This window comes from Cytobacillus eiseniae (assembly GCF_017874625.1).
GTDB lineage: Bacteria > Bacillota > Bacilli > Bacillales > Cytobacillaceae > Cytobacillus > Cytobacillus eiseniae.
Genome location: NZ_JAGIKZ010000023.1, coordinates 1 through 20,304 on the forward strand (window position 1 = coordinate 1; position 20,304 = coordinate 20,304).

21 protein-coding genes and 1 rRNA gene are annotated in these 20,304 nt (G+C 37.2%); 20 read left to right on the forward strand and 2 right to left on the reverse strand.

Going from position 1 to position 20,304, the window contains the following annotated elements:
* Positions 1-91 (forward strand): 5S ribosomal RNA (rrf, locus tag J2Z40_RS15325); the annotation flags it as partial.
* A 1,084-nt stretch (positions 92-1,175) separates the two neighbouring features.
* Here rrf and J2Z40_RS15330 read toward each other — a convergent pair.
* Positions 1,176-1,373 carry a sigma factor G inhibitor Gin gene (locus tag J2Z40_RS15330; protein ID WP_281064492.1) on the reverse strand — a complete coding sequence of 66 codons (198 nt, stop codon included), beginning with the start codon at positions 1,371-1,373 and terminating at the stop codon, positions 1,176-1,178.
* Between the two features lie 252 nt (positions 1,374-1,625).
* Between J2Z40_RS15330 and J2Z40_RS15335 the strand changes: the two genes are divergently transcribed.
* The 9 genes from J2Z40_RS15335 to rsmI all read left to right on the forward strand — a co-directional run bounded on the left by J2Z40_RS15335 (position 1,626) and on the right by rsmI (position 8,765).
* Entirely contained in the window at positions 1,626-3,062 is a 1,437-nt protein-coding gene (locus J2Z40_RS15335) for an aminotransferase class I/II-fold pyridoxal phosphate-dependent enzyme (RefSeq protein WP_066398925.1), read from the forward strand.
* 40 nt (positions 3,063-3,102) lie between these two features.
* Positions 3,103-3,753 carry a dTMP kinase gene (gene tmk / locus J2Z40_RS15340; RefSeq protein ID WP_066398928.1) on the forward strand — a complete coding sequence of 217 codons (651 nt, stop codon included), beginning with the start codon at positions 3,103-3,105 and terminating at the stop codon, positions 3,751-3,753.
* A gap of 276 nt (positions 3,754-4,029) precedes the next feature.
* On the forward strand, positions 4,030-4,359 hold the full coding sequence (locus J2Z40_RS15345; RefSeq protein ID WP_066398929.1) for a cyclic-di-AMP receptor: 330 nt from the start codon (positions 4,030-4,032) through the stop codon (positions 4,357-4,359).
* 29 nt (positions 4,360-4,388) lie between these two features.
* Positions 4,389-5,396 carry a DNA polymerase III subunit delta' gene (gene holB / locus J2Z40_RS15350; protein ID WP_066398930.1) on the forward strand — a complete coding sequence of 336 codons (1,008 nt, stop codon included), beginning with the start codon at positions 4,389-4,391 and terminating at the stop codon, positions 5,394-5,396.
* Positions 5,389-6,216 carry a PSP1 domain-containing protein gene (locus J2Z40_RS15355; RefSeq protein WP_066398932.1) on the forward strand — a complete coding sequence of 276 codons (828 nt, stop codon included), beginning with the start codon at positions 5,389-5,391 and terminating at the stop codon, positions 6,214-6,216. The genes holB and J2Z40_RS15355 overlap by 8 nt, the downstream gene beginning before the upstream one ends.
* Positions 6,217-6,229: 13 nt before the next feature.
* Positions 6,230-6,601: a DNA replication initiation control protein YabA gene (gene yabA / locus J2Z40_RS15360; protein WP_066398942.1), complete on the forward strand. Its 372-nt coding sequence runs from the start codon at positions 6,230-6,232 to the stop codon at positions 6,599-6,601.
* Positions 6,602-6,894: 293 nt separating this feature from the next.
* The gene (locus J2Z40_RS15365; protein WP_066398945.1) at positions 6,895-7,635 is read left to right on the forward strand and encodes a tRNA1(Val) (adenine(37)-N6)-methyltransferase; all 741 of its coding nucleotides are present in this window, start codon (positions 6,895-6,897) and stop codon (positions 7,633-7,635) included.
* Entirely contained in the window at positions 7,625-7,909 is a 285-nt protein-coding gene (locus J2Z40_RS15370; protein WP_066398946.1) for a GIY-YIG nuclease family protein, read from the forward strand. Before J2Z40_RS15365 ends, J2Z40_RS15370 begins: the two co-directional genes overlap by 11 nt.
* Entirely contained in the window at positions 7,887-8,765 is an 879-nt protein-coding gene (gene rsmI / locus J2Z40_RS15375) for a 16S rRNA (cytidine(1402)-2'-O)-methyltransferase (protein WP_066398947.1), read from the forward strand. The genes J2Z40_RS15370 and rsmI overlap by 23 nt, the downstream gene beginning before the upstream one ends.
* A 69-nt stretch (positions 8,766-8,834) precedes the next feature.
* On the opposite strand, the gene J2Z40_RS15380 is transcribed toward rsmI, so the two are convergent.
* Positions 8,835-9,116, reverse strand: a complete 282-nt coding sequence (locus J2Z40_RS15380) for a transition state genes transcriptional regulator AbrB (RefSeq protein WP_066398948.1) — start codon at positions 9,114-9,116, stop codon at positions 8,835-8,837.
* Positions 9,117-9,530: 414 nt separating this feature from the next.
* Between J2Z40_RS15380 and metG the strand changes: the two genes are divergently transcribed.
* From metG to purR, 10 genes are all read left to right on the forward strand, one after another.
* A complete protein-coding gene (gene metG / locus J2Z40_RS15385; protein WP_180316787.1) occupies positions 9,531-11,486 on the forward strand; it encodes a methionine--tRNA ligase in 1,956 nt (651 codons plus the stop codon).
* 720 nt (positions 11,487-12,206) lie between these two features.
* Positions 12,207-12,974, forward strand: a complete 768-nt coding sequence (locus tag J2Z40_RS15390) for a TatD family hydrolase (RefSeq protein ID WP_066398952.1) — start codon at positions 12,207-12,209, stop codon at positions 12,972-12,974.
* Positions 12,975-13,306: 332 nt separating this feature from the next.
* Positions 13,307-14,488, forward strand: a complete 1,182-nt coding sequence (locus tag J2Z40_RS15395) for a G5 and 3D domain-containing protein (protein ID WP_066398954.1) — start codon at positions 13,307-13,309, stop codon at positions 14,486-14,488.
* A 235-nt stretch (positions 14,489-14,723) separates the two neighbouring features.
* Positions 14,724-15,284 (forward strand): ribonuclease M5, encoded by a 561-nt coding sequence (gene rnmV / locus J2Z40_RS15400; RefSeq protein ID WP_066398957.1) that lies wholly within the window; start codon positions 14,724-14,726, stop codon positions 15,282-15,284.
* Complete coding sequence (rsmA, locus tag J2Z40_RS15405; RefSeq protein WP_066398959.1) at positions 15,277-16,155, forward strand: 16S rRNA (adenine(1518)-N(6)/adenine(1519)-N(6))-dimethyltransferase RsmA; 879 nt, start codon at positions 15,277-15,279, stop codon at positions 16,153-16,155. Before rnmV ends, rsmA begins: the two co-directional genes overlap by 8 nt.
* Positions 16,156-16,392: 237 nt before the next feature.
* A complete protein-coding gene (gene yabG / locus J2Z40_RS15410; protein WP_066398961.1) occupies positions 16,393-17,280 on the forward strand; it encodes a sporulation peptidase YabG in 888 nt (295 codons plus the stop codon).
* Between the two features lie 240 nt (positions 17,281-17,520).
* Positions 17,521-17,784, forward strand: a complete 264-nt coding sequence (gene veg / locus J2Z40_RS15415) for a biofilm formation stimulator Veg (RefSeq protein ID WP_066398964.1) — start codon at positions 17,521-17,523, stop codon at positions 17,782-17,784.
* 248 nt (positions 17,785-18,032) lie between these two features.
* The gene (locus J2Z40_RS15420) at positions 18,033-18,206 is read left to right on the forward strand and encodes a small, acid-soluble spore protein, alpha/beta type (protein ID WP_083954035.1); all 174 of its coding nucleotides are present in this window, start codon (positions 18,033-18,035) and stop codon (positions 18,204-18,206) included.
* A gap of 344 nt (positions 18,207-18,550) precedes the next feature.
* Entirely contained in the window at positions 18,551-19,420 is an 870-nt protein-coding gene (gene ispE, locus J2Z40_RS15425) for a 4-(cytidine 5'-diphospho)-2-C-methyl-D-erythritol kinase (RefSeq protein WP_066398967.1), read from the forward strand.
* A gap of 59 nt (positions 19,421-19,479) precedes the next feature.
* The gene (gene purR, locus J2Z40_RS15430; RefSeq protein ID WP_066398971.1) at positions 19,480-20,304 is read left to right on the forward strand and encodes a pur operon repressor; all 825 of its coding nucleotides are present in this window, start codon (positions 19,480-19,482) and stop codon (positions 20,302-20,304) included.

A 20,304-nucleotide genomic window follows, 5' to 3' on the forward strand; every position in this document is an offset into this window, starting at 1 on the left:
ACCCGTTCCCATCCCGAACACGGAAGTTAAGCTCTTCAGCGCCGATGGTAGTTAGGGGCTGTCCCCTTGTGAGAGTAGGACGTCGCTAGGCAAATAAAAAGAGTACCGGATTGGTACTCTTTTTTTGTTGTAAAATGTGCCGAGGGTTCTAAAATTTTTTTAGAGTGGTATTAAAAAAAGGCCCCTCTGGTGCTCACAGATTTTTAGTTCGTCAACCAAAATATCAGCATGCAATTGTAAAATTCACATCGTGTTTTTCCTAAAGTATAGAAATATGGAGAAATTAAAAAGGATATTGGAGAAATACTAAGTAGTTCGGTTCAGAGGTAGAAAAGTAAAAAGAAAAAGAACAAGTGCTTCAGCAAGTGAATTAGCATATAAATCCGCTTGCTTCTGTTTATTGGTATGAACAAGGTTAACTATTTTTACTATCAAAAATAGTTACAGATTTGGCATAGGTTTTAACGAGTAAGCAATAGCAATTGGTCACACATAGTTGTATGAAAAGTAATGGAAAAAACGGTGTAAACAGTGTAATTAATTATAATCAATATTTAGGGAAGGGATGGAAAGAAGCTAACCCCTTATCTAGGATCAAGAAGGTCCGCACTTATCAGTTGGAGAGTAGGTTGAGCACCGGAGTTGATAAATAGACGGAAAAATTCCGCCTATTTTGAAATTTTTAATAAAAAAGGCCTAAATAAGCGGAAAAACTCCGCCTATTGGCTCGGGAAGTTCAAAAAAGAGCGCTTTTGCACTGAATAACCGGAAATATTCCGCTTATTCACCCCAATTCGATCTTTATTTTGCATTTAAGCGGAAAAACTCCCCTTATTTTACTTTTGCTCGTTGTACAACTTAAGAAAATAATATCTTATTTAAGAGTAAGTGAATATACGAAGAGTACCCCGTTTTCTCGATTATGACTGGGGATATGATAAAGATAGGGTGAGAAGAAATATAAAAGTGATAGAGGGGAATATACGTAATCAAATACAAGCTGATATAGATACAGAGCAATTAAGCATGATGGAATATCCAATAACAAAGGCTTTATTCAGCGTAGAGATAATCGCCCATTATCACAGGTGGTTTGAACCTTTATAAGAGCAGCTATGAATGACAAGCAAATAGCAGCTAAGACCAAAATAAAAAGACTCCACATGCGGAGCCCGTTAAGATGAAATTTCTGGATTCGTCACTTTTCTTAATTGTTTTAAAAAATATTTATACTTAGGATTATTCATATCTGTTGAAATTAAATCACTTTCGCAGTCAGTACAGATAAAAGCAGTGTATAGATGTATTCCTTTTATTTTTGATTCCTCGCAAATGACACACTCTTCCCCAATATTCTTCTTTGCCATGAGCATACCCAAATAATCCACCTCCACACAACTAGTCTGTCCGGTTCTGTTATATTGTATACAATTTTTAGAAAATTCATCCATGAGAATGCCTGCTTAATTATTAATGTATGATATAAACTTCAATTGGTTGTATGTCTATAAAGAAATCTTTGCTGTCTGATTGATATAAAAAGGAATTTTGCGAAAGAATGCCTTTTTATAAGCTAAATGATAAAATAAATATGACTCTGAACAATACGATTTGGTGATGATAAAATGAATCAGAATAGCGTACCTTTATTTAAACAATTAAAAAGGCATACAGAGAAAAATCCAATATCATTTCATGTGCCAGGACATAAATATGGAGAACTCATTCAAGCGGATGGAGAGAGTTATTATAAGGAAATGCTTAGACTTGATGCAACAGAGCTTAATGGATTGGATGATCTTCATTCTCCAGAGGGGGTTATTAAAGAGGCTGAAGGGCTTCTCACTCAATTATATGGCGTGGAAAAAAGTTTCTTCTTAGTAAATGGTTCAACAGTTGGAAACCTGGCGATGATTATGACTGCACTTAAGGAAAATGATACGGTCCTTGTACAGAGAAATTGTCATAAATCGATTATGAATGGCATTCAACTTGTTAAAGCTCATCCGATTTTCTTAGGGCCAATTTTTGATGAGGATTGGGGAGTTGCTGGTGGAGTACCCGTACATACAATAGAACAAGCGATTGAAAGGTATCCTCATGCAAAGGCAATCATTCTAACCTATCCAAATTATTATGGAATGGCAGATGATATTGAGGGGATTATTGAACTTGCTCATGAAAGTAATATACCTGTTTTAATTGATGAAGCACATGGGGCGCATTTTATCGGGGGAGAACTATTTCCGCAGTCTGCTGTCCATTTAAAAGCAGATATTGTTGTTCAATCTGCCCATAAAACACTCCCAGCAATGACGATGGGGGCATATCTCCATTTTAATAGTCAATTTCTTTCTGTAAATGAATTAAGTAATCACCTCCAAATATTGCAATCAAGTAGCCCCTCTTATCCAATTCTGGCCTCACTTGATATTGCAAGAGAGTATTTGGCTTCATTTACTAGGGAGGATGGTGATGCTTTAAGAGAAACAATCTTTAAATTTAGGCAGGAGCTTCAAGGAATAGAAGGAATAAAAGTTCTAACCTATAATAATGGCAGTGGGGATCCTTTAAAAATAACGATCCAATCTACGACTTCATTAAGTGGCTATGATATTCAAAAGTTATTAGAAAAGGAAGGGATTTATACAGAAATGGCTGATCCCTTTAATGTGCTATTAGTTTTTCCATTGCTGAAAAAGGATATGACCTATCCAATAAAAGAAATCATCAGTCGGTTTAAAAGAGCTTTACAGCCAGATCAGATTGTAGGTAAGACGAAAATAAAGTCAACTTTTAGAAAACCTGATATTTCTAGTCTAGCAATAAGTATAAAAGATCGTTCAACTTTTCAGATAGGAACCATTCCATTGGAAGATGCTGTTGGGAAAGTATGTGCTCAGCTTATTATTCCATATCCGCCAGGTATCCCTTTATTATTTCCCGGGGAGCTAATAAGTAAGGAAGATATCGAAACGATTCGATTGCTTAAAAAGTCAGGAGCAAAGTTTCAAGGTGATGAGGACTTTGAGCATGGAAAGATAGACATATATTTAACATAAATGAATATAACTATAATTGGATCATCTTGGAGGTTTACAAATGAACAAGGGAATTTTTATTACTGTGGAGGGTCCTGAGGGAGCAGGGAAAACAACGGTTATCCATATGCTTGCTCAAAGGTTAGAGGCTGAAGGGTATCGTGTTTTGCATACGAGAGAGCCTGGCGGGATTGAGATTGCGGAACAAATTCGCAGTGTGATTCTCGATAAGGAAAATACCAAAATGGATGCTAGAACAGAAGCATTATTGTATGCAGCTGCAAGGAGACAGCATCTCGTTGAGAAGGTCATTCCTGCACTTGAAAAAGACTATATTGTATTATGCGATCGATTTATAGATAGTTCCTTAGCCTATCAAGGGTATGCTAGAGGATTAGGGATGGATGAGGTTTATATGATCAATCGCTTTGCCATTAAGGATATGATGCCTCATCTAACATTATATTTTGATATTGAGCCAGAACTAGGACTGGAAAGAATTAATAAGCATAATGAAAGAGAAATCAATCGGCTTGATTTGGAGGACCTAAAGTTCCATCAGCTTGTTCGAGAAGGCTATATTAAATTAATGGATCTTTATCCAGAGCGAATTTATAAAATAGATGCATCACAGCTAATAGATGATGTTTGTGCAGAGGCAGAAGGAAAGCTAAAAGAGATCATTCAAAAGAAGGAAATTAGAAAACCTTAAAGAATTATTCTTTAAGGCTTCTTTTTTGAATGCTCTTTAGGAGGTGTAGAGAAAAACTTGGCAATGTACGGATTGAACGAGGATATATGCTTTTTGTTAAGTAACTTTTTCGTATTAATAGGTATATGCTGAGGTTCTCAGCCAAAGAGCATTAGAAAAAGAGTGTCATCATGAAATAGATTTCCATTTTTCAACAATGAATTCTCTATGTTTGAACCGATTTTAATTGGTATAATGGAAAGAAGAGTATATTGAGAAATTGAAGGGGTTGAAAATATGAAATTAATAATAGCGGTTATTCAAGATCAAGACAGCCAAAAATTATTAAAGGCATTGGTAGACCACAACTTTCGTGCGACTAAATTGGCAAGTACAGGAGGGTTTCTGAAGTCTGGTAATACGACATTTATGATTGGTACGGAGGATATTCGTATAGATAAGGCGCTGCAAATCATTAAAGAAAACTGTCAATCAAGAGATCAGCTTGTTGCTCCAATTTCACCTATGGGTGGGAATGCTGACTCCTATGTGCCGTATCCTGTTGAGGTTGCAGTTGGTGGCGCTACTGTATTTGTATTGCCAATTGAAAATTTCCTTCAGTTTTAATAAATTTATTGATATAAGTGGTGATGATTTTGTCAAAAACATGGGAACAGCTTCAAGAGTTACAGCCTGTCGTTTTAAAAATGTTTAAAAATAGCATATTAAAGGAACGACTTGCCCATGCTTATTTATTTGAAGGAATGAAGGGGACGGGGAAACGAGAGGCTAGTATTCTCTTAGCAAAAAGTATCTTATGCCTATCACCTGACAATGGGTACATTCCATGTGAATCTTGTGTGAACTGTAAAAGAATTAATAAGGGAAATCATCCGGACGTCCACATGATTGAACCAGATGGATTATCGATTAAAAAAGCGCAAATTCAATTATTACAAGAAGAGTTTTCTAAAACAGGTGTTGAATCCAAAAAGAAAATATATATGATTGTCCATGCAGACAGAATGACAGTCAATGCGGCAAACAGTTTGTTGAAATTTCTTGAAGAGCCACATCCTCACACGATTGCCATTTTGATGACAGAACAGTTGCAGCAAATTCTCCCAACAATACTTTCTCGCTGTCAAGCGATTTCATTTCATGCCCTTTCACCTAATCAAATGATTGATAAACTTCTATCAAGTGGGGTAGATACACATCTAGCGCCAATTCTTGCCCAGCTTACCAATAATTTAGATGAGGCGCTCGAATATAGTCGAAATGATTGGTTTGTACAAGCGCAAAAAATAGTGTTAAAATTATATGAGGTGATTAAAAAAAATCCACTAGAAGCCATGGTCACTCTTCAAGATGATTGGTTTTATCACTTTAAAGAGAAAGAGCAAATTAATCAAGGACTAGATCTATTATTACTTATCTTTAAGGATTTACTATATATTCAGTTAGGCAAACAAGAGCAGATTGTCTACCAAGGTGAAAAGGTACGTTTAGAGCAGTTTGCTCTGCAATCCTCTAGCAAAAGTCTATCAGAACAAATGGCGGCAATTTTTGAAGCGAAAAGAAAATTGCAGGCAAATATGAATCCGCAGCTGTTAATGGAACAGCTTGTATTGAAATTGCAGGAGGGGTCCTCATTTGTATGATGTTGTAGGAGTGCGCTTTAAAAAAGCGGGCAAAATATATTACTTTGATCCCGGCGGATTAACGATTGCAAAGGATGACTTTGTTATTGTTGAAACAGTTCGAGGGGTTGAATATGGGAAGGTTGTCGTTGCTCCTAAAAAGGTCGATGAACATGATGTTGTCCTTCCACTAAAGAAAGTTCTTCGAATTGCCGATCATAAGGATCGAATGATCGTCGAGGAAAATAAGCAAGCGGCAAAGGAAGCATATGAAGTTTGCTCTGAAAAAGTAAATACTCATCAACTAGATATGAAGCTAGTAGATGTTGAATATACATTTGATCGTAATAAAGTGATTTTCTTCTTTACTGCTGATGGAAGAGTCGATTTTCGGGAGCTAGTAAAGGATTTAGCAGCTATTTTCAGGACAAGGATTGAATTGCGTCAGATCGGGGTAAGAGACGAAGCAAAAATGTTAGGTGGAATAGGTCCTTGTGGAAGGATGCTATGCTGCTCTACCTTTCTAGGTGACTTTGATCCTGTATCCATCAAGATGGCAAAGGATCAAAATCTTTCATTAAATCCAACGAAAATATCAGGCCTATGTGGGCGGCTTATGTGTTGCTTAAAGTACGAGAATGATGAATATGAAGCAGCTAAGGAGCAATTGCCAGATGTAGGTGAATGGGTAGAAACACCTGATGGTCCTGGCAAAGTAGTAGGATTAAATATTCTAGAAAGAGTACTTCAAGTGAATGTAACCTCTCAGGAGCGCATACTTGAATATACGCATGATGAAATATTAAAAAAGGGTGCTGTATCAGTTCAATCCACAGATTAACGAGGTGGAATACGTGGATAAAAAAGAAATCTTTGACTCAGTAAGTAGTATGGAGGAGCAAATTGGACATTTATATCAACAGCTTGGTGAGTTGAAACAGCATTTGGCAGAAATACTTGAAGAGAATAACTCTTTAAAGCTGGAAAATAATCATTTAAGGCAGCATTTAGAATTACTTGATGAAGCTGAAAAAAAACAGAGAGAAAAAAATCAATCAGCCAACGTGAAGGCAAAGCCTGCCCCTAAGCTAATTGATATCGGAGAAGGGTATGACAACCTTGCTCGATTGTATCAAGAAGGCTTCCACATTTGTAATCTCCATTTTGGAAGCCCGAGAAAAGAAGGAGACTGCTTGTTCTGTTTGTCCTTCTTAAATAAGAAATAATTGTGATGGCCTTCCTGAAAAGGAGGGCTATTTTTTAGATAGGTTCTTTTCAGAATACTCTTTTCTAAAAGTTTATTGTCTTTAAAATAGTTGTTAGAATGAATGGTTTACCAAATAGGTCGGTTGATTGGAGGACACGTACGCGGAAATCAACCCTTACCTAATTATGTGAAAAATAGCAACAATGTTTGCGAAAACAGCCTTTCTAAAAGTTTGTTGTTTTTAAATCAAATGTTTACGAAAATAGTCTTTTTAAAGAAAGTTGTTACTTTATTTTATTTGGAGGAAGGTACATGGATGTTTTAAAGGGAGATGAACGATTAGATTATTTGCTAGCAGAGGAATTACGAATTATACAAAGTCCATCCGTTTTTTCCTTTTCACTTGATGCTGTTCTTTTAGCAAAATTTGTTTATGTACCGATACAAAAAGGGAAGATCATTGATCTATGCAGTGGAAATGGCGTGATTCCTTTATTTCTGAGTGCAAGAACGAAGGGCCAGATAACAGGTGTTGAAATTCAGGAAAGATTGTATGATATGGCAATAAGAAGCATTGAGTATAATGCTCTTTCTGAACGGTTACATATGATACATGGAGATATAAAGGAAATGCCAAAGAAATTAGGCTATGGAAAATACGATGTTGTAACATGCAACCCCCCCTATTTCACTACCCCTTCTATAGAAGAAGTGAATGAGAATGAATACTTAGCTATTGCTCGACATGAAATTATGTGTACATTGGAGGATGCGATCCAAGTATCTAGCCAATTAGTCAGACAAGGTGGAAAGGTAGCATTTGTCCATCGACCAGGAAGACTTTTAGATATTGTGACCATTATGCGTAAATATAAACTAGAACCGAAGAAGATTCAATTTGTATACCCGAAGAAAGGAAAGGAAGCAAATACTTTACTAATTGAAGCGACGAAGGATGGTCATCCAGATTTGAAAATCCTGCCCCCTCTATTTGTATATAATGAAGAAAATGAATATACCGAAGAGGTTAAGGAAATTTTATATGGAAAATAGCCATTTTTTTTATGTGCTGCTTTGCAAAGATCACACGCTTTATGCGGGGTATACGAATAATCTAGAAAGACGAATAAAGCTTCATAATGAAGGAAAAGGGGCTAAGTATACGAGAGGAAGAGGCCCCGTAAAGTTAGTCTATTCAAAGACCTTTGAGACGAAAGGCGAGGCATTGAGAGCAGAATATTCATTTAAACAATGGGGAAGAAAGCAGAAGGACAATTTTCTAATAAAGGAAACAGGTGGAGAATATGTGGCAGCAAAAAAGCTTTAGCAATGAGGAACAAAAGGGAATATTATATTTAGTTCCTACGCCAATTGGCAATCTGGAGGATATGAGCTTTCGTGCAATACGAATGATGAAGGAAGCAGACTACATTGCTGCTGAGGATACAAGAAATACGAAGAAGCTTTGCAATTACTTTGAAATAGAAACACCAATCATAAGTTATCATGAGCATAATAAGGTCGTGAGCGGACAAAAGCTTCTCGAAAAATTACATGCAGGTGCAAAAATTGCACTTGTTAGTGATGCTGGTATGCCGACAATCTCTGACCCTGGTTATGAACTAGTTGCTGCAGCAATGGAAGAACAATTAACGGTGGTTCCACTTCCCGGAGCAAATGCGGCATTAACTGCCCTTATTGCTTCAGGATTAAATCCACAGCCTTTTTATTTTTATGGATTTTTAAATCGACAAAAGAAAGTAAAGAGAAAAGAGCTTGAAGTCCTTTCAAAAATGTCAGCAACAACGATTCTCTATGAAGCTCCACATCGTTTAAAAGAGACGCTTTCACTCATGGAGGAGCAAATGGGTGACAGGAAAATTGTACTTTGTCGGGAATTGACTAAGAAATATGAAGAATTCATTAGAGGAACAGTAAGAGAGGTATTGCATTGGGCAACAGTGGAAGAAGTAAGGGGAGAGTTTTGTTTAATCATTGAAGGATCCCAAGACGAGCAGAATGAAGGCGAAGAAGCCTGGTGGCTGGATCGATCGATCGAAGAACATGTCAATCACTACATTTCATTGAATGGTATGTCGAGTAAGGATGCAATTAAGCAAACGGCGAATGATCGTGGTTTAACCAAAAGAGAGGTTTATCATGCCTTTCATATTAAGGAATAAGAAAAAGCTTCTCAAAAGTTGAGAAGCTTTTTCTTAAAAAAGAAGTCAATCATGTTGAGAATAAATGAATTAAACTAATTCAAATCGATTTTGGATTTCTTGTAGTAATTGTTCTGCACCTTCGCGGCTAACAATTAATTTGCCATTAGCTAAAGTAATATTATCATCAGAAACTTCACCAGTTACTTGGCAAGTCATATTTGGTTTGTATTTCTTAAGGATAATTCTTTCATCATCCACATAGATTTCAAGTGCATCTTTTTCTGCAATATCTAATGTACGTCTTAATTCAATAGGGATAACAACGCGACCAAGTTCATCAACTTTACGAACAATACCAGTAGATTTCATTAACTTTGTCCTCCTAAAATTAGTAAATTTATATTTTGTATTTCTTATAGATTCGTCATAATTCGACAAAATTCTTTGTATCTCAATAATACCAGCCATTCCCAAAAACGTCAATTACTTTATTTTGGATTTAAATAGAAATATTTTCCTAGATTAATAACACCTATTTTTGTTATATGACTGACATATTTGTAATAAACAAGGGTGCGGTTTTCCGTTAAATGGAAATGGTTACATAAGGGTTATTCAGTTGATTTATTGATTATTCCCCTTTAATTTTCCATACGTTTACCTGCATTTTGTTGCACAAATACTAAATTTTAGGTATATTTTGATGGTATAAGCGGTAAAGCTGATAGGTAGAGAAATTTGAATATCAATAAGGATAGTCTTATGAATAAGGAGAGGGATTCTGTGGTGGAAAAAAGAAAAACATTCTATTTAACGACACCCATTTATTATCCAAGTGGGAATTTACATATTGGGCATGCCTATACTACTGTTGCAGGGGATGCAATGGCTCGATATAAAAGGCTGCGTGGATATGATGTAATGTACCTTACTGGAACGGATGAACATGGCCAAAAGATTCAGGAGAAGGCAGAGGAAAAAGGTGTCACTCCACAAAGCTATGTAGACGAGATTGTGAGCGGCATACAAGAGCTTTGGAGAAAGATGGATATTTCGTATGATGATTTTATTCGAACAACAGAAGGTAGACATAAGCAAATCGTTGAACAGATTTTTGCTCAATTAGTCGATCAGGGAGATATTTATCTAGGAGAATATGAAGGCTGGTATTGTACTCCATGCGAATCATTCTTTACTGAACGTCAGTTAGTTGATGGGAATTGCCCTGACTGTGGCAGAGCGGTAAATAAAGTGAAGGAAGAGTCTTACTTTTTTAAGGTAAGCAAATATGCAGACAGACTTCTTCAATATTATGAAGAAAACCCTTCCTTTATTCAACCAGAATCTCGCAAGAACGAAATGATCAATAACTTCATTAAGCCGGGATTAGAGGATCTTGCTGTTTCAAGAACGACATTTGATTGGGGTGTCAAGGTACCTGGAAATCCTAAGCATGTCGTTTATGTTTGGATTGATGCCTTATCTAATTATATTACTGCACTTGGGTATGGGACGGAAAAGGATGAAAAGTATGCAAAATACTGGCCTGCAGATGTTCATTTAGTAGGGAAGGAAATTATCCGTTTCCACACCATTTATTGGCCAATTATGTTGATGGCGCTTGATTTGCCACTTCCGAAAAAAGTATTCGGTCATGGCTGGTTATTAATGAAGGATGGAAAAATGTCTAAATCAAAAGGAAATGTAGTGGATCCTGTTACCTTAATTGACAGATATGGTTTGGATGCATTGCGCTATTATTTATTGCGTGAAGTGCCTTTTGGTTCTGACGGTGTATTTACACCAGAGGGATTTGTTGAAAGAATTAATTTTGACTTAGCAAATGACCTAGGAAACTTATTAAATCGAACATTAGCGATGGTGGATAAGTATTTCGATGGGGTTATTCCTGCGTATAGAGAGTCAAATGGAGAATATCATCAGCAATTGCTTCAAGTGAATAAAGAAACCTTTACTAAATACGAAGAAGCAATGGAAAATATGGAGTTCTCTGTTGCATTAACAGCCATTTGGCAATTAGTAAGTAAATCGAATAAATATATAGATGAGACGCAGCCATGGACTTTAGCAAAAGATGAAGAAAAAATTGGTGAATTAGGCGATGTAATGTCCCATTTAGCAGAGTCATTAAGAAGAATTGCTGTTCTATTACAGCCATTCCTAACAAGAACACCAATTGAAATATTTACACAGCTAAATGTCAATAAAGCAGAATTGACCTCATGGGAAAGCCTCGAGAACTTTGGTCTAATTCCGGAGGCAACAAAAATTGCAAAAGGCGATCCAATTTTTCCACGTTTAGATTTAAAGGAAGAAGTGGAGTATATCAAGTTGAAAATGCAAGGCGCTGCTCCAAAGGTTGAAGAAGTAAAAGTGGAAGAGAAGCCAGAAAATGAAGAAATTTCTATTGATGACTTCATGAAGGTAGACCTTCGAGTAGCAGAGGTCATCCATGCTGAACCAGTAAAAAAGGCAGATAAGCTCTTGAAGCTGCAATTAGATCTTGGCTATGAAAAACGTCAAGTGGTCTCAGGCATTGCGAAGTTTTATAAACCAGAAGATTTAGTTGGACGAAAAGTCGTTTGTGTAACCAATTTAAAGCCTGTCAAACTCCGTGGAGAGCTTTCAGAAGGAATGATTCTAGCAGGCAGCAAAGATGGAGAACTATCACTTGCAACAATTGCAGAAGCTCTACCATTAGGATCGAGAGTGAAATAAGAAAAGCGAAGGCGACTGTTTTGCCCCGACAAGCATAAGGCGGACTGGCAGGAAGGTTGGCACTTTAACCTTCAGGCCAGTCTGACTTATGACCTCGAGGGGCAAGGAGCTGCAGCTAGACAAAGAAAAGCGAAGGCGACTGTTTTGCCCCGACAAGCATAAGGCGGACTGGCAGGAAGGTTGGCACTTTAACCTTTAGGCCAGTCTGACTTATGACCTCGAGGGGCAAGGAGCTGCAGCTAGACAAAGAAAAGCGAAGGCGACTGTTTTGCCCCGACAAGCATAAGGCGGACTGGCAGGAAGGTTGGCACTTTAACCTTCAGGCCAGTCTGACTTATGACCTCGAGGGGCAAGGAGCTGTAGCTGGACAAAGAAAAGCGAATCGACGAAACGTTCAAATGTAAATGTCCGATCGCTTAGTTGAACGAAAACGATTTGTTTAAAACAGATGAATAACATAGAAATGTTTCACGTGTAACATTAAACGTCAGGCATTTCTATGTTTTTCTTTTATAGAATTATTTCTTGAGTAAATTTCCTTTGCTAATTCCATATTTGAAGGGATTTATGAGTGGGAATTCGATATCTCATTATAATTTTAAGTTATACTCAATGTTATTTTTGAAAAGCATTTCCATGAGATAAGCATTTTTCCTATTTATAATAAAAAAGTTAATAATGTAATCAAAATATAATATTTGTAAAGAAGGAGTTCATTCCATGTTATTCGACACCCACGTACATTTGAATGCGGAACAATTTGCAGATGATTTAGAAGAAGTAATAAATAGGGCATTAAACGAAGGAATTTCCCGAATGGTCGTAGTTGGCTTTGACCGTCCAACCATTGAAAAGGCAATGGAATTAGTGGATCGATATGAATGCATATATGCAAGTATTGGTTGGCATCCTGTTGATGCAATTGATATGAAGGATGAGGATCTGCAATGGATTGAGGAGCTATCTAGCCATCCGAAGGTAGTAGCAATTGGCGAAATGGGATTGGATTATTATTGGGACAAGTCCCCAAAGGATATCCAAAAGGAAGTATTTAGAAGGCAAATCCAACTGGCAAAGAAAGTGAAGCTGCCAATCGTTATTCATAACCGAGAGGCAACTGCTGACATTGTTGAGATTCTAAAAGAAGAAGGAGCAGAGGAAGTTGGTGGGATCATGCATTGCTTTAGCGGAAGCCCAGAGACTGCCAAGGAATGTGTAGATATGAACTTCTATATTTCTTTAGGTGGACCTGTCACATTCAAAAATGCAAAAAAACCAAAAGAAGTAGCAGAGGCCATTCCTTTAGAGAAGTTATTAATTGAAACGGATTGCCCTTATTTAGCCCCTCATCCATATAGGGGGAAAAGAAATGAACCTAGCTATGTGAAATTAGTTGCGGAACAAATTGCAGAAATTAAAGGACTTACTTTAGAAGAAGTAGCCCATGCAACAACAGCAAATGCAAATAAATTATTCGGCATAAAATGATAAGGAATCGTGTCGTTTTTTTAGAGAGCTTGTCCGATTATTTTCTAATTCTAAAAAGTTCTACATTTCTTCCTCCATTCATAGGATAACCATGTCGATAAGTCTCTCTTTCCTTATTCTTGAAGTTTTTGCATAATAGGGAATATGCTTGAGAAGGAGGTTGGTTATTCTATTTCAAATGAATAGTTTGATGATTCATTAGAAATCTAGTTGTTCGATTGTATGATCAAGTAGTAGGAGACGATCTGAGGATTAAGGAGTTGACAGTATTCAAGATTGTCTATATAATCACTCCGAGAGAAAAGGAGGCGTTTTTCATCGTAATCCCAAACATGAAAAACCTGTTATCCAAGTCTTTGAGTAAGAAGAAATTAGCGATTATTACTGTGAGTTTCATCGTTTTTGCAGCTTCTTTCGGCTTCTTAATCTTTGAAACTACTAAAAAAACAGTTGCACTTACATTAGATGGAGAAGTAAAAAATATTAAAACACATGCAGCAACAGTTAACGAGCTATTCGCTGAGTTAGATATTTCTTTACACTCAGAAGACTATGTGTTCCCTTCTGAGGACACGAAGGTGAAGAACAATTTAGAAGTTGTTTGGAAACCGGCACAACAGGTTCATATTGTCAAAGACAACGAGAAGAAAACGATTTGGACAGTATCTGAAACAGTTAATGAGCTATTGAATGAGCAGAAGATATCTTTATCTGATCATGATAAAGTTCACCCAAATCTCGAAGAATCCATTAAAAATGATTTAGAAATAGAGATAAATACAGCCTTTTCATTGACATTGTCAGATGGTGGAAATGAGAAGCAAGTATGGTCAACTTCGACTACGGTCGCTGACTTTTTAGAAGATCAAGGAATTACACTAGGTGAATTAGATCGTGTTGAGCCAAGGGCTGAAGAAAAAGTCAAAGAGAATGATATGATAAATGTTATTCGTGTAGAAAAAGTCACCGATGTAGTGGAAGAACCAATTCAATTTGCGGTTGTTACAAAGAAAGACGATCAACTGAATAAAGGAACAGAAAAGGTCGTTACTAAAGGGAAAGATGGCCTTTTAAATAAAGAATATGAAGTTACTTTAGAAAATGGCAAAGAAGTATCCAGAAAGCTAATCAGTGAAAAGCAGGTAAAGGAAAAGACGGATAAGGTCGTTGCTGTGGGAACAAAGGTTGTTAAACAGGTTGTATCCCGTAGTAATGAATCTGGCGGCAAAGAAGTTTATGTCTCTTCGACTGCTTATACTGCCTCTTGTAATGGCTGCTCAGGAAAGACTGCTACTGGAATTAACTTGAAGGCAAATCCAAACGTAAAAGTAATTGCAGTGGACCCTAGAGTCATCCCGTTAGGAACGAAGGTGTATGTCGAAGGGTACGGATATGCGGTTGCGGCTGATACCGGATCTGCTATTAAAGGGAATAAAATAGATGTATTCTTTGCAACAAAAGCAGAAGCTTACCGTTGGGGTCGTAAAACGGTTAAAATAAGAATTCTAAATTAAATGGATGTATTCTAAGATACAGGGGTCGAAAAGGCCTCTGTATTTTTTTCTTTTTATGATTTTTCATATATAATAAAAATCATTATTTATTGTTCACTTAAATAGACGATTCACATTACAGAAATGTTTCAAATATTTATCAATTTATTTCTTTTTTTTATGGACGACAATATTCATTCACATATGGATTATAAGTCATTACTTATGGTGAGGTTCAGCAGGCTAAGGAGGAAATATGAAAGTTAAAGAAATTATCGTTGTCGAGGGAAAAGATGATACCACGGCAATTAAGAGGGCATTAGATGCTGATACAATTGAAACAAACGGTTCAGCAATTAATCAAGAAACCATTGAAAAAATAAGGCTTGCTCAGAAGACAAGAGGGGTAATCGTCCTTACTGACCCTGATTATCCTGGACAAAAAATTCGTAATACGATTAAAGAGCATGTCCCAGGCTGCAAACATGCATTTATTGAAAAGGTGGATGCACTTCATAAGCATGGAAAAGGGGTCGGGGTTGAGCATGCATCTTCTGAAACGATCAGAAAGGCATTAAGCGATGCCCAAATCATGCATGAGAAGGTAGTGGAGGAGATCACACATGAGGATTTGCTGACTGCTGGTTTGATCGGTGGAGATGGGGCACGCGAGAGAAGAGAGAAATTAGGTAAGCTGCTGAAAATTGGGTTTGCAAATGGAAAGCAGCTACATAAGAGGCTAATGATGTTCCAAATTAGTAGAGAGGCATTTGCAGAGGCAATCCAATCAATCCGTCAGGAGGAAGAACATGCATAAAGATATTGCTACTCCAATAAGGACTCGGACAATTCTAGAGAAACACGGGTTCTCCTTTAAAAAAAGCTTAGGACAAAATTTTTTAATTGATACAAATATATTGCGACGAATCGTTGATCATGCAGAACTAACGGAAAATTCCGCGGCGATTGAAATTGGTCCGGGTATCGGTGCGTTAACTGAACAGCTTGCAAGAAGAAGCAAAAAGGTCGTTGCATTTGAAATTGATCAGCGGCTCCTGCCTATTTTAGCTGAAACATTGGCACCCTATCCGAATACAAAAGTAATCCATGAAGATGTATTAAAGGCTAATGTAAAAGAGGTAATAGAAAACGACTTAAGTGATATAGAGGATGTCATGGTTGTTGCTAATCTCCCGTACTATGTGACAACACCGATTATAATGAAATTACTTGAGGAAAAGCTAGCGATTAGAGGCATTGTTTGTATGCTTCAAAAAGAAGTGGCTGATCGGATAGCGGCAAAGCCTGGTACAAAAGATTATGGCTCCCTTTCGATTGCGATTCAGTACTATACTGAAGCAGAAACAGTGATGATTGTCCCGAAAACTGTATTTGTTCCTCAGCCTAATGTAGATTCAGCTGTTATTCGCTTAACAAAGAGAAAAGAACCAGCTGTATTAGTAAAAGATGAGGCGTTCTTTTTTCAATTAATTAAAATTAGCTTTGCTCAAAGAAGGAAAACATTGCTGAACAACTTAACAAATGGGCTCCCTGAGGGCAAAAAGAGGAAGGAAGAGATTCTTTCTGCATTGGAACAGACAGAAATTGACCCTGGAAGAAGAGGGGAAACTTTATCAATGGAGGAATTTGCCCGTTTAAGTGATCATCTTTATACGAGTTTCTCATAAGGTCTGTATCATGCAGGTCTTTTTATAAAGCACAAGTGCTATCGCCTATTAAACTTTAGTTGATCGGGGATTAGGGCACTTGTGCTTTAGCATTTTTAAAAGAGAATAAAGATAGTCTCTAAGGCAGTTCTACTTGCTAATTTGCACACATATTGATGGACAAATGCATATTTTAAAAGATAACTGAAATCGATTAGATAGCCTAAAGTGTAAAAAGGGCTTATTGGAGTGTGGCAAGTGAGTATAAACATCATGGATATTGTCGGTAGAGTTTCTTATCATTGTGATATTATCTTTCGAGTAATTGATAAAAAGGAAGAGGATGGCAAAGAGATCGCTATTTTATATGGCGAGGATATGCGCTTAATAGCGGATGCCCCGATTGATGATTTGGTGATCGTAAGTCAATCCACAAGGGAGAGAGTAACGAAGGAACTTGTTTCGATGGAAGAACAGTCACTGCAATTATTTCGCCAGGATGTTGACCTATTAAAACAAAGACAAGAGTATGAAGCAACAGATGGATATAGCAAATCATCTAATTACTTTCAAATACCAGGTAGGGTTCTCCATTTGGATGGCGACCCAGCCTATTTAGAAAAGTGTTTAACTTTATATGAGAAAATAGGTGTCCCGGTTATTGGTATTCATTGCGATGAAAAGGAAATGCCTTTGAAAATTGGCAAGCTTATTGATTATTACAGACCTGATATTTTAGTAATAACAGGTCATGATGCTTATTCTAAGGCAAAAGGGAAGAAAGGCGATATTAATGCATATAGGCATTCCAAGCATTTTGTACAAACGGTCAAAGAGGCAAGGAAAAGGATTCCGCATTTAGACCAGCTAGTTATCTTTGCTGGTGCCTGTCAGTCGCATTTTGAATCGATCATTCATGCAGGTGCCAATTTTGCAAGTTCGCCTTATAGAGTGAATATTCATGCCCTAGATCCTGTTTATATTGTAGCGAAGATTAGCTTTACTCCATTCATGGAACGAATTAATGTATGGGATGTATTAAGAAATACATTAACAGGGGAAAAAGGACTGGGAGGAATCGATACAAGAGGGGTATTAAGAACAGGGATGCCCTATAATAAGGATCAAAATGATGAATATTATTAATAAGCCGTTTATTTTTTTTACGGTTTATTTTTTTTGAATTTCCTTTTTTGATTGTTTCATACAGTTATTTTAACAAGTACATAATCCTTCAAGAGTAGGGGTAGAATAAAAATGTTGAAAAACAGTAGAAATTGAAGAAGAAAATATATTGACAACGTTTTTTGATTCCTGTTATAATTTATGTTTTTGTTTGACTCTGTTGTGTCAATGTGTTATACTTAACATAGTGAGGTGGACCGAATGGGAAAAACATTAAATGATATCAAAAAAGCTCTTGATTCAAACCTTGGGAAAAGGCTTTTGCTTAAGGCAAATGGTGGACGGAGAAAAACGATTGAACGTTCTGGTGTTTTAGCCGAAACATATCCTTCCGTATTTGTTATTGAATTAGATCAGGAAGAAAATGCGTTTGAACGCGTATCTTACAGCTATGCAGATGTCTTAACGGAAACGGTTCAAATTACATTCTACGAAGATACAACAGGACAAATTGCTTTAAATTAATAGATACTTTATTACCTGGAACTGCTAATGACTAGCAGTTCTTTTTTATGGGCTTAAACTAACAACCGTGATTCGTTTTTATTAAAGGGTCAATTCTAAAGGATTTTTGCTTTTGAAACAAATGTTTGTGTGGATGTGGTTGACCAACTTTATCTTAATTAGCAACAATGTTTACAAAAACAGCCTTATTAAAAAATCTCCTTTTGTCTCATACTATAGGTACTGCAGTGTGAAAGGGGATGTTAATCATAGGAAGAAGAAGAGGGGTTATGTCAGAAGGGTTTAAAGAGGAACTAGCGAAGGAGTTAGGCTTCTATGATGTCGTCCAAAAAGAGGGCTGGGGCGGCATTAAGGCGAGCGATGCCGGCAATATGGTCAAACGAGCGGTTGAGATCGCTAAACAAAATCTGCAAAGCAAATAACCTTTTGATGCTTTTACACTTGATTAATAATGATTGTGGAGACACTGCGGGAAGCCGGGGGAAATTCCTCCGGCCTTTAATTTATAAACACTTTTCAAAAAGATTATTGTTTTTAATCTGTACTTCCGAAGCTTAAGAGTCAATCAGCATTCGATCCAATAGTCCCGTTATAAGTTCAGTGATATTCACTAATAAGTGCATTTTTCATCCTATTTTTATTTCTTGAGGATTCCGCAAAATAAATAATTTGTGACGAAAATCAGTTCAGAGGTCTTACTTTTGTTGTTTTGTGGTAAAATAGGACAAAAAATGGAGACGTTGAAATAAATAAAGTAGGTGGAAATGTGAAGCTTTTGGTGAAGGCACCGGCTAAAATTAACTTATCATTAGATGTATTACATAAACGTGAGGATGGCTTTCATGAAGTTGAAATGATTATGACAACGATTGATTTAGCGGACCGCATCGAATTACAACTGATAGAGAAGGATGAAATCAAAATTATCTCGCATAATCGTTTTGTCCCAGATGATCAGCGCAACCTTGCTTATCAGGCTGCTTATCTTTTGAAGGAACGATTTAAAGTAAATAAAGGAGTAGCCATTACGATTGAAAAGATCATCCCAGTTGCAGCAGGCCTTGCGGGGGGAAGCAGTGATGCAGCTGCTGTTCTAAGAGGTTTAAATCAGTTATGGGATCTCGGATTAACGATTGATGAGCTTGCTGAGATTGGCGCAGAAATAGGTTCGGATGTTTCTTTTTGTGTCTACGGTGGGACAGCCCTTGCAACAGGACGTGGTGAAATAATAGAGGAGCTCCCAGCAGCACCGACCTGCTGGATTATACTAGCAAAGCCCTTTATTGGTGTTTCGACAGCAGATGTTTATCGCAGACTCCAATTAAATAGAATCACACACCCGAATACAAGGGCAATGATAGAAGCTATTGAAAATGGGGATTATGAAGGAGTATGCAGTTATGTTGGCAATGTTCTTGAAGATGTAACCTTTTCATTACATCCAGAGGTTGCCCAAATAAAAGATCAAATGAAACGATTCGGTGCGGATGCGGTATTAATGAGTGGCAGTGGACCAACTGTGTTCGGACTTGTCCATCATGATTCAAGAATGCAACGGATATATAACGGGCTACGAGGTTTCTGTGATCAGGTTTTTGCTGTTAGAATGCTTGGAGAAAGACATAAACTTGATTAAATCCGTATATTAGTGATATATTATCGTTAAATTATTCGGATTTATTTGGGGGTCCTAAGATGAAATTTCGTCGAAGCGAACGTTTAATTGATATGACGAATTATTTACTAGAACATCCACGTCAATTAGTTTCTTTAACCTTTTTCTCAGAACGATATGGCTCAGCCAAGTCTTCGATTAGTGAGGATCTAGCTATTATCAAGGAGACATTTGAACAAAGGCATATTGGTACATTGCAGACGATACCAGGGGCAGCAGGAGGCGTTAGGTTCCATGTGAAGGTGTCAGAGGGGGATGCAAGGCCAATCATTGATGAGCTTTGTGAGTTAATCGCAAATCCAGAGAGACTGTTGCCTGGTGGCTATTTGTATATGACAGATATACTGGGCGATCCGGCAATTGTTCAGAAGGTAGGACGTCTGTTTGCTTCAGCCTATGCAAATGTTCCTATTGATGTTGTGATGACTGTGGCAACAAAGGGCATTCCAGTAGCCTACGCGGTTGCTAACTATTTAAATGTTCCCGTCGTTATTGTTCGTCGGGACAGCAAAGTAACCGAAGGCCCAACTGTTAGTATTAATTATGTATCGGGTTCGACAAAAAGAATCCAAACGATGCTGCTGTCTAAACGAAGCTTAGAAGAGGGTTCAAAAGTATTAATCGTTGATGACTTCATGAAGGCTGGTGGGACGGTTAATGGGATGGTTAGTATGCTTGAAGAATTTAAAGCATATGTTGCTGGCATTGCCGTGTTAGTTGAAGCGGAAAAGGCAGAGGAACGACTTGTTGATGAGTATTTATCATTGGTAAGATTATCTGATGTTGATGTGAAAGAGAAGAAAATTAATGTAAGCGAGGGAAATTACTTTAAACGATCAATCTAG

Coding starts and splice junctions, on each gene's coding strand:
- J2Z40_RS15330 (WP_281064492.1), bottom strand. CDS start 1,373: ATGCTCATGGCAAAGAAGAATATTGGGGAAGAGTGTGTCATTTGCGAG.
- J2Z40_RS15335 (WP_066398925.1), top strand. CDS start 1,626: ATGAATCAGAATAGCGTACCTTTATTTAAACAATTAAAAAGGCATACA.
- tmk (WP_066398928.1), top strand. CDS start 3,103: ATGAACAAGGGAATTTTTATTACTGTGGAGGGTCCTGAGGGAGCAGGG.
- J2Z40_RS15345 (WP_066398929.1), top strand. CDS start 4,030: ATGAAATTAATAATAGCGGTTATTCAAGATCAAGACAGCCAAAAATTA.
- J2Z40_RS15365 (WP_066398945.1), top strand. CDS start 6,895: ATGGATGTTTTAAAGGGAGATGAACGATTAGATTATTTGCTAGCAGAG.
- J2Z40_RS15370 (WP_066398946.1), top strand. CDS start 7,625: ATGGAAAATAGCCATTTTTTTTATGTGCTGCTTTGCAAAGATCACACG.
- rsmI (WP_066398947.1), top strand. CDS start 7,887: ATGTGGCAGCAAAAAAGCTTTAGCAATGAGGAACAAAAGGGAATATTA.
- J2Z40_RS15380 (WP_066398948.1), bottom strand. CDS start 9,116: ATGAAATCTACTGGTATTGTTCGTAAAGTTGATGAACTTGGTCGCGTT.
- J2Z40_RS15390 (WP_066398952.1), top strand. CDS start 12,207: ATGTTATTCGACACCCACGTACATTTGAATGCGGAACAATTTGCAGAT.
- J2Z40_RS15395 (WP_066398954.1), top strand. CDS start 13,307: ATGAAAAACCTGTTATCCAAGTCTTTGAGTAAGAAGAAATTAGCGATT.
- rnmV (WP_066398957.1), top strand. CDS start 14,724: ATGAAAGTTAAAGAAATTATCGTTGTCGAGGGAAAAGATGATACCACG.
- rsmA (WP_066398959.1), top strand. CDS start 15,277: ATGCATAAAGATATTGCTACTCCAATAAGGACTCGGACAATTCTAGAG.
- veg (WP_066398964.1), top strand. CDS start 17,521: ATGGGAAAAACATTAAATGATATCAAAAAAGCTCTTGATTCAAACCTT.
- purR (WP_066398971.1), top strand. CDS start 19,480: ATGAAATTTCGTCGAAGCGAACGTTTAATTGATATGACGAATTATTTA.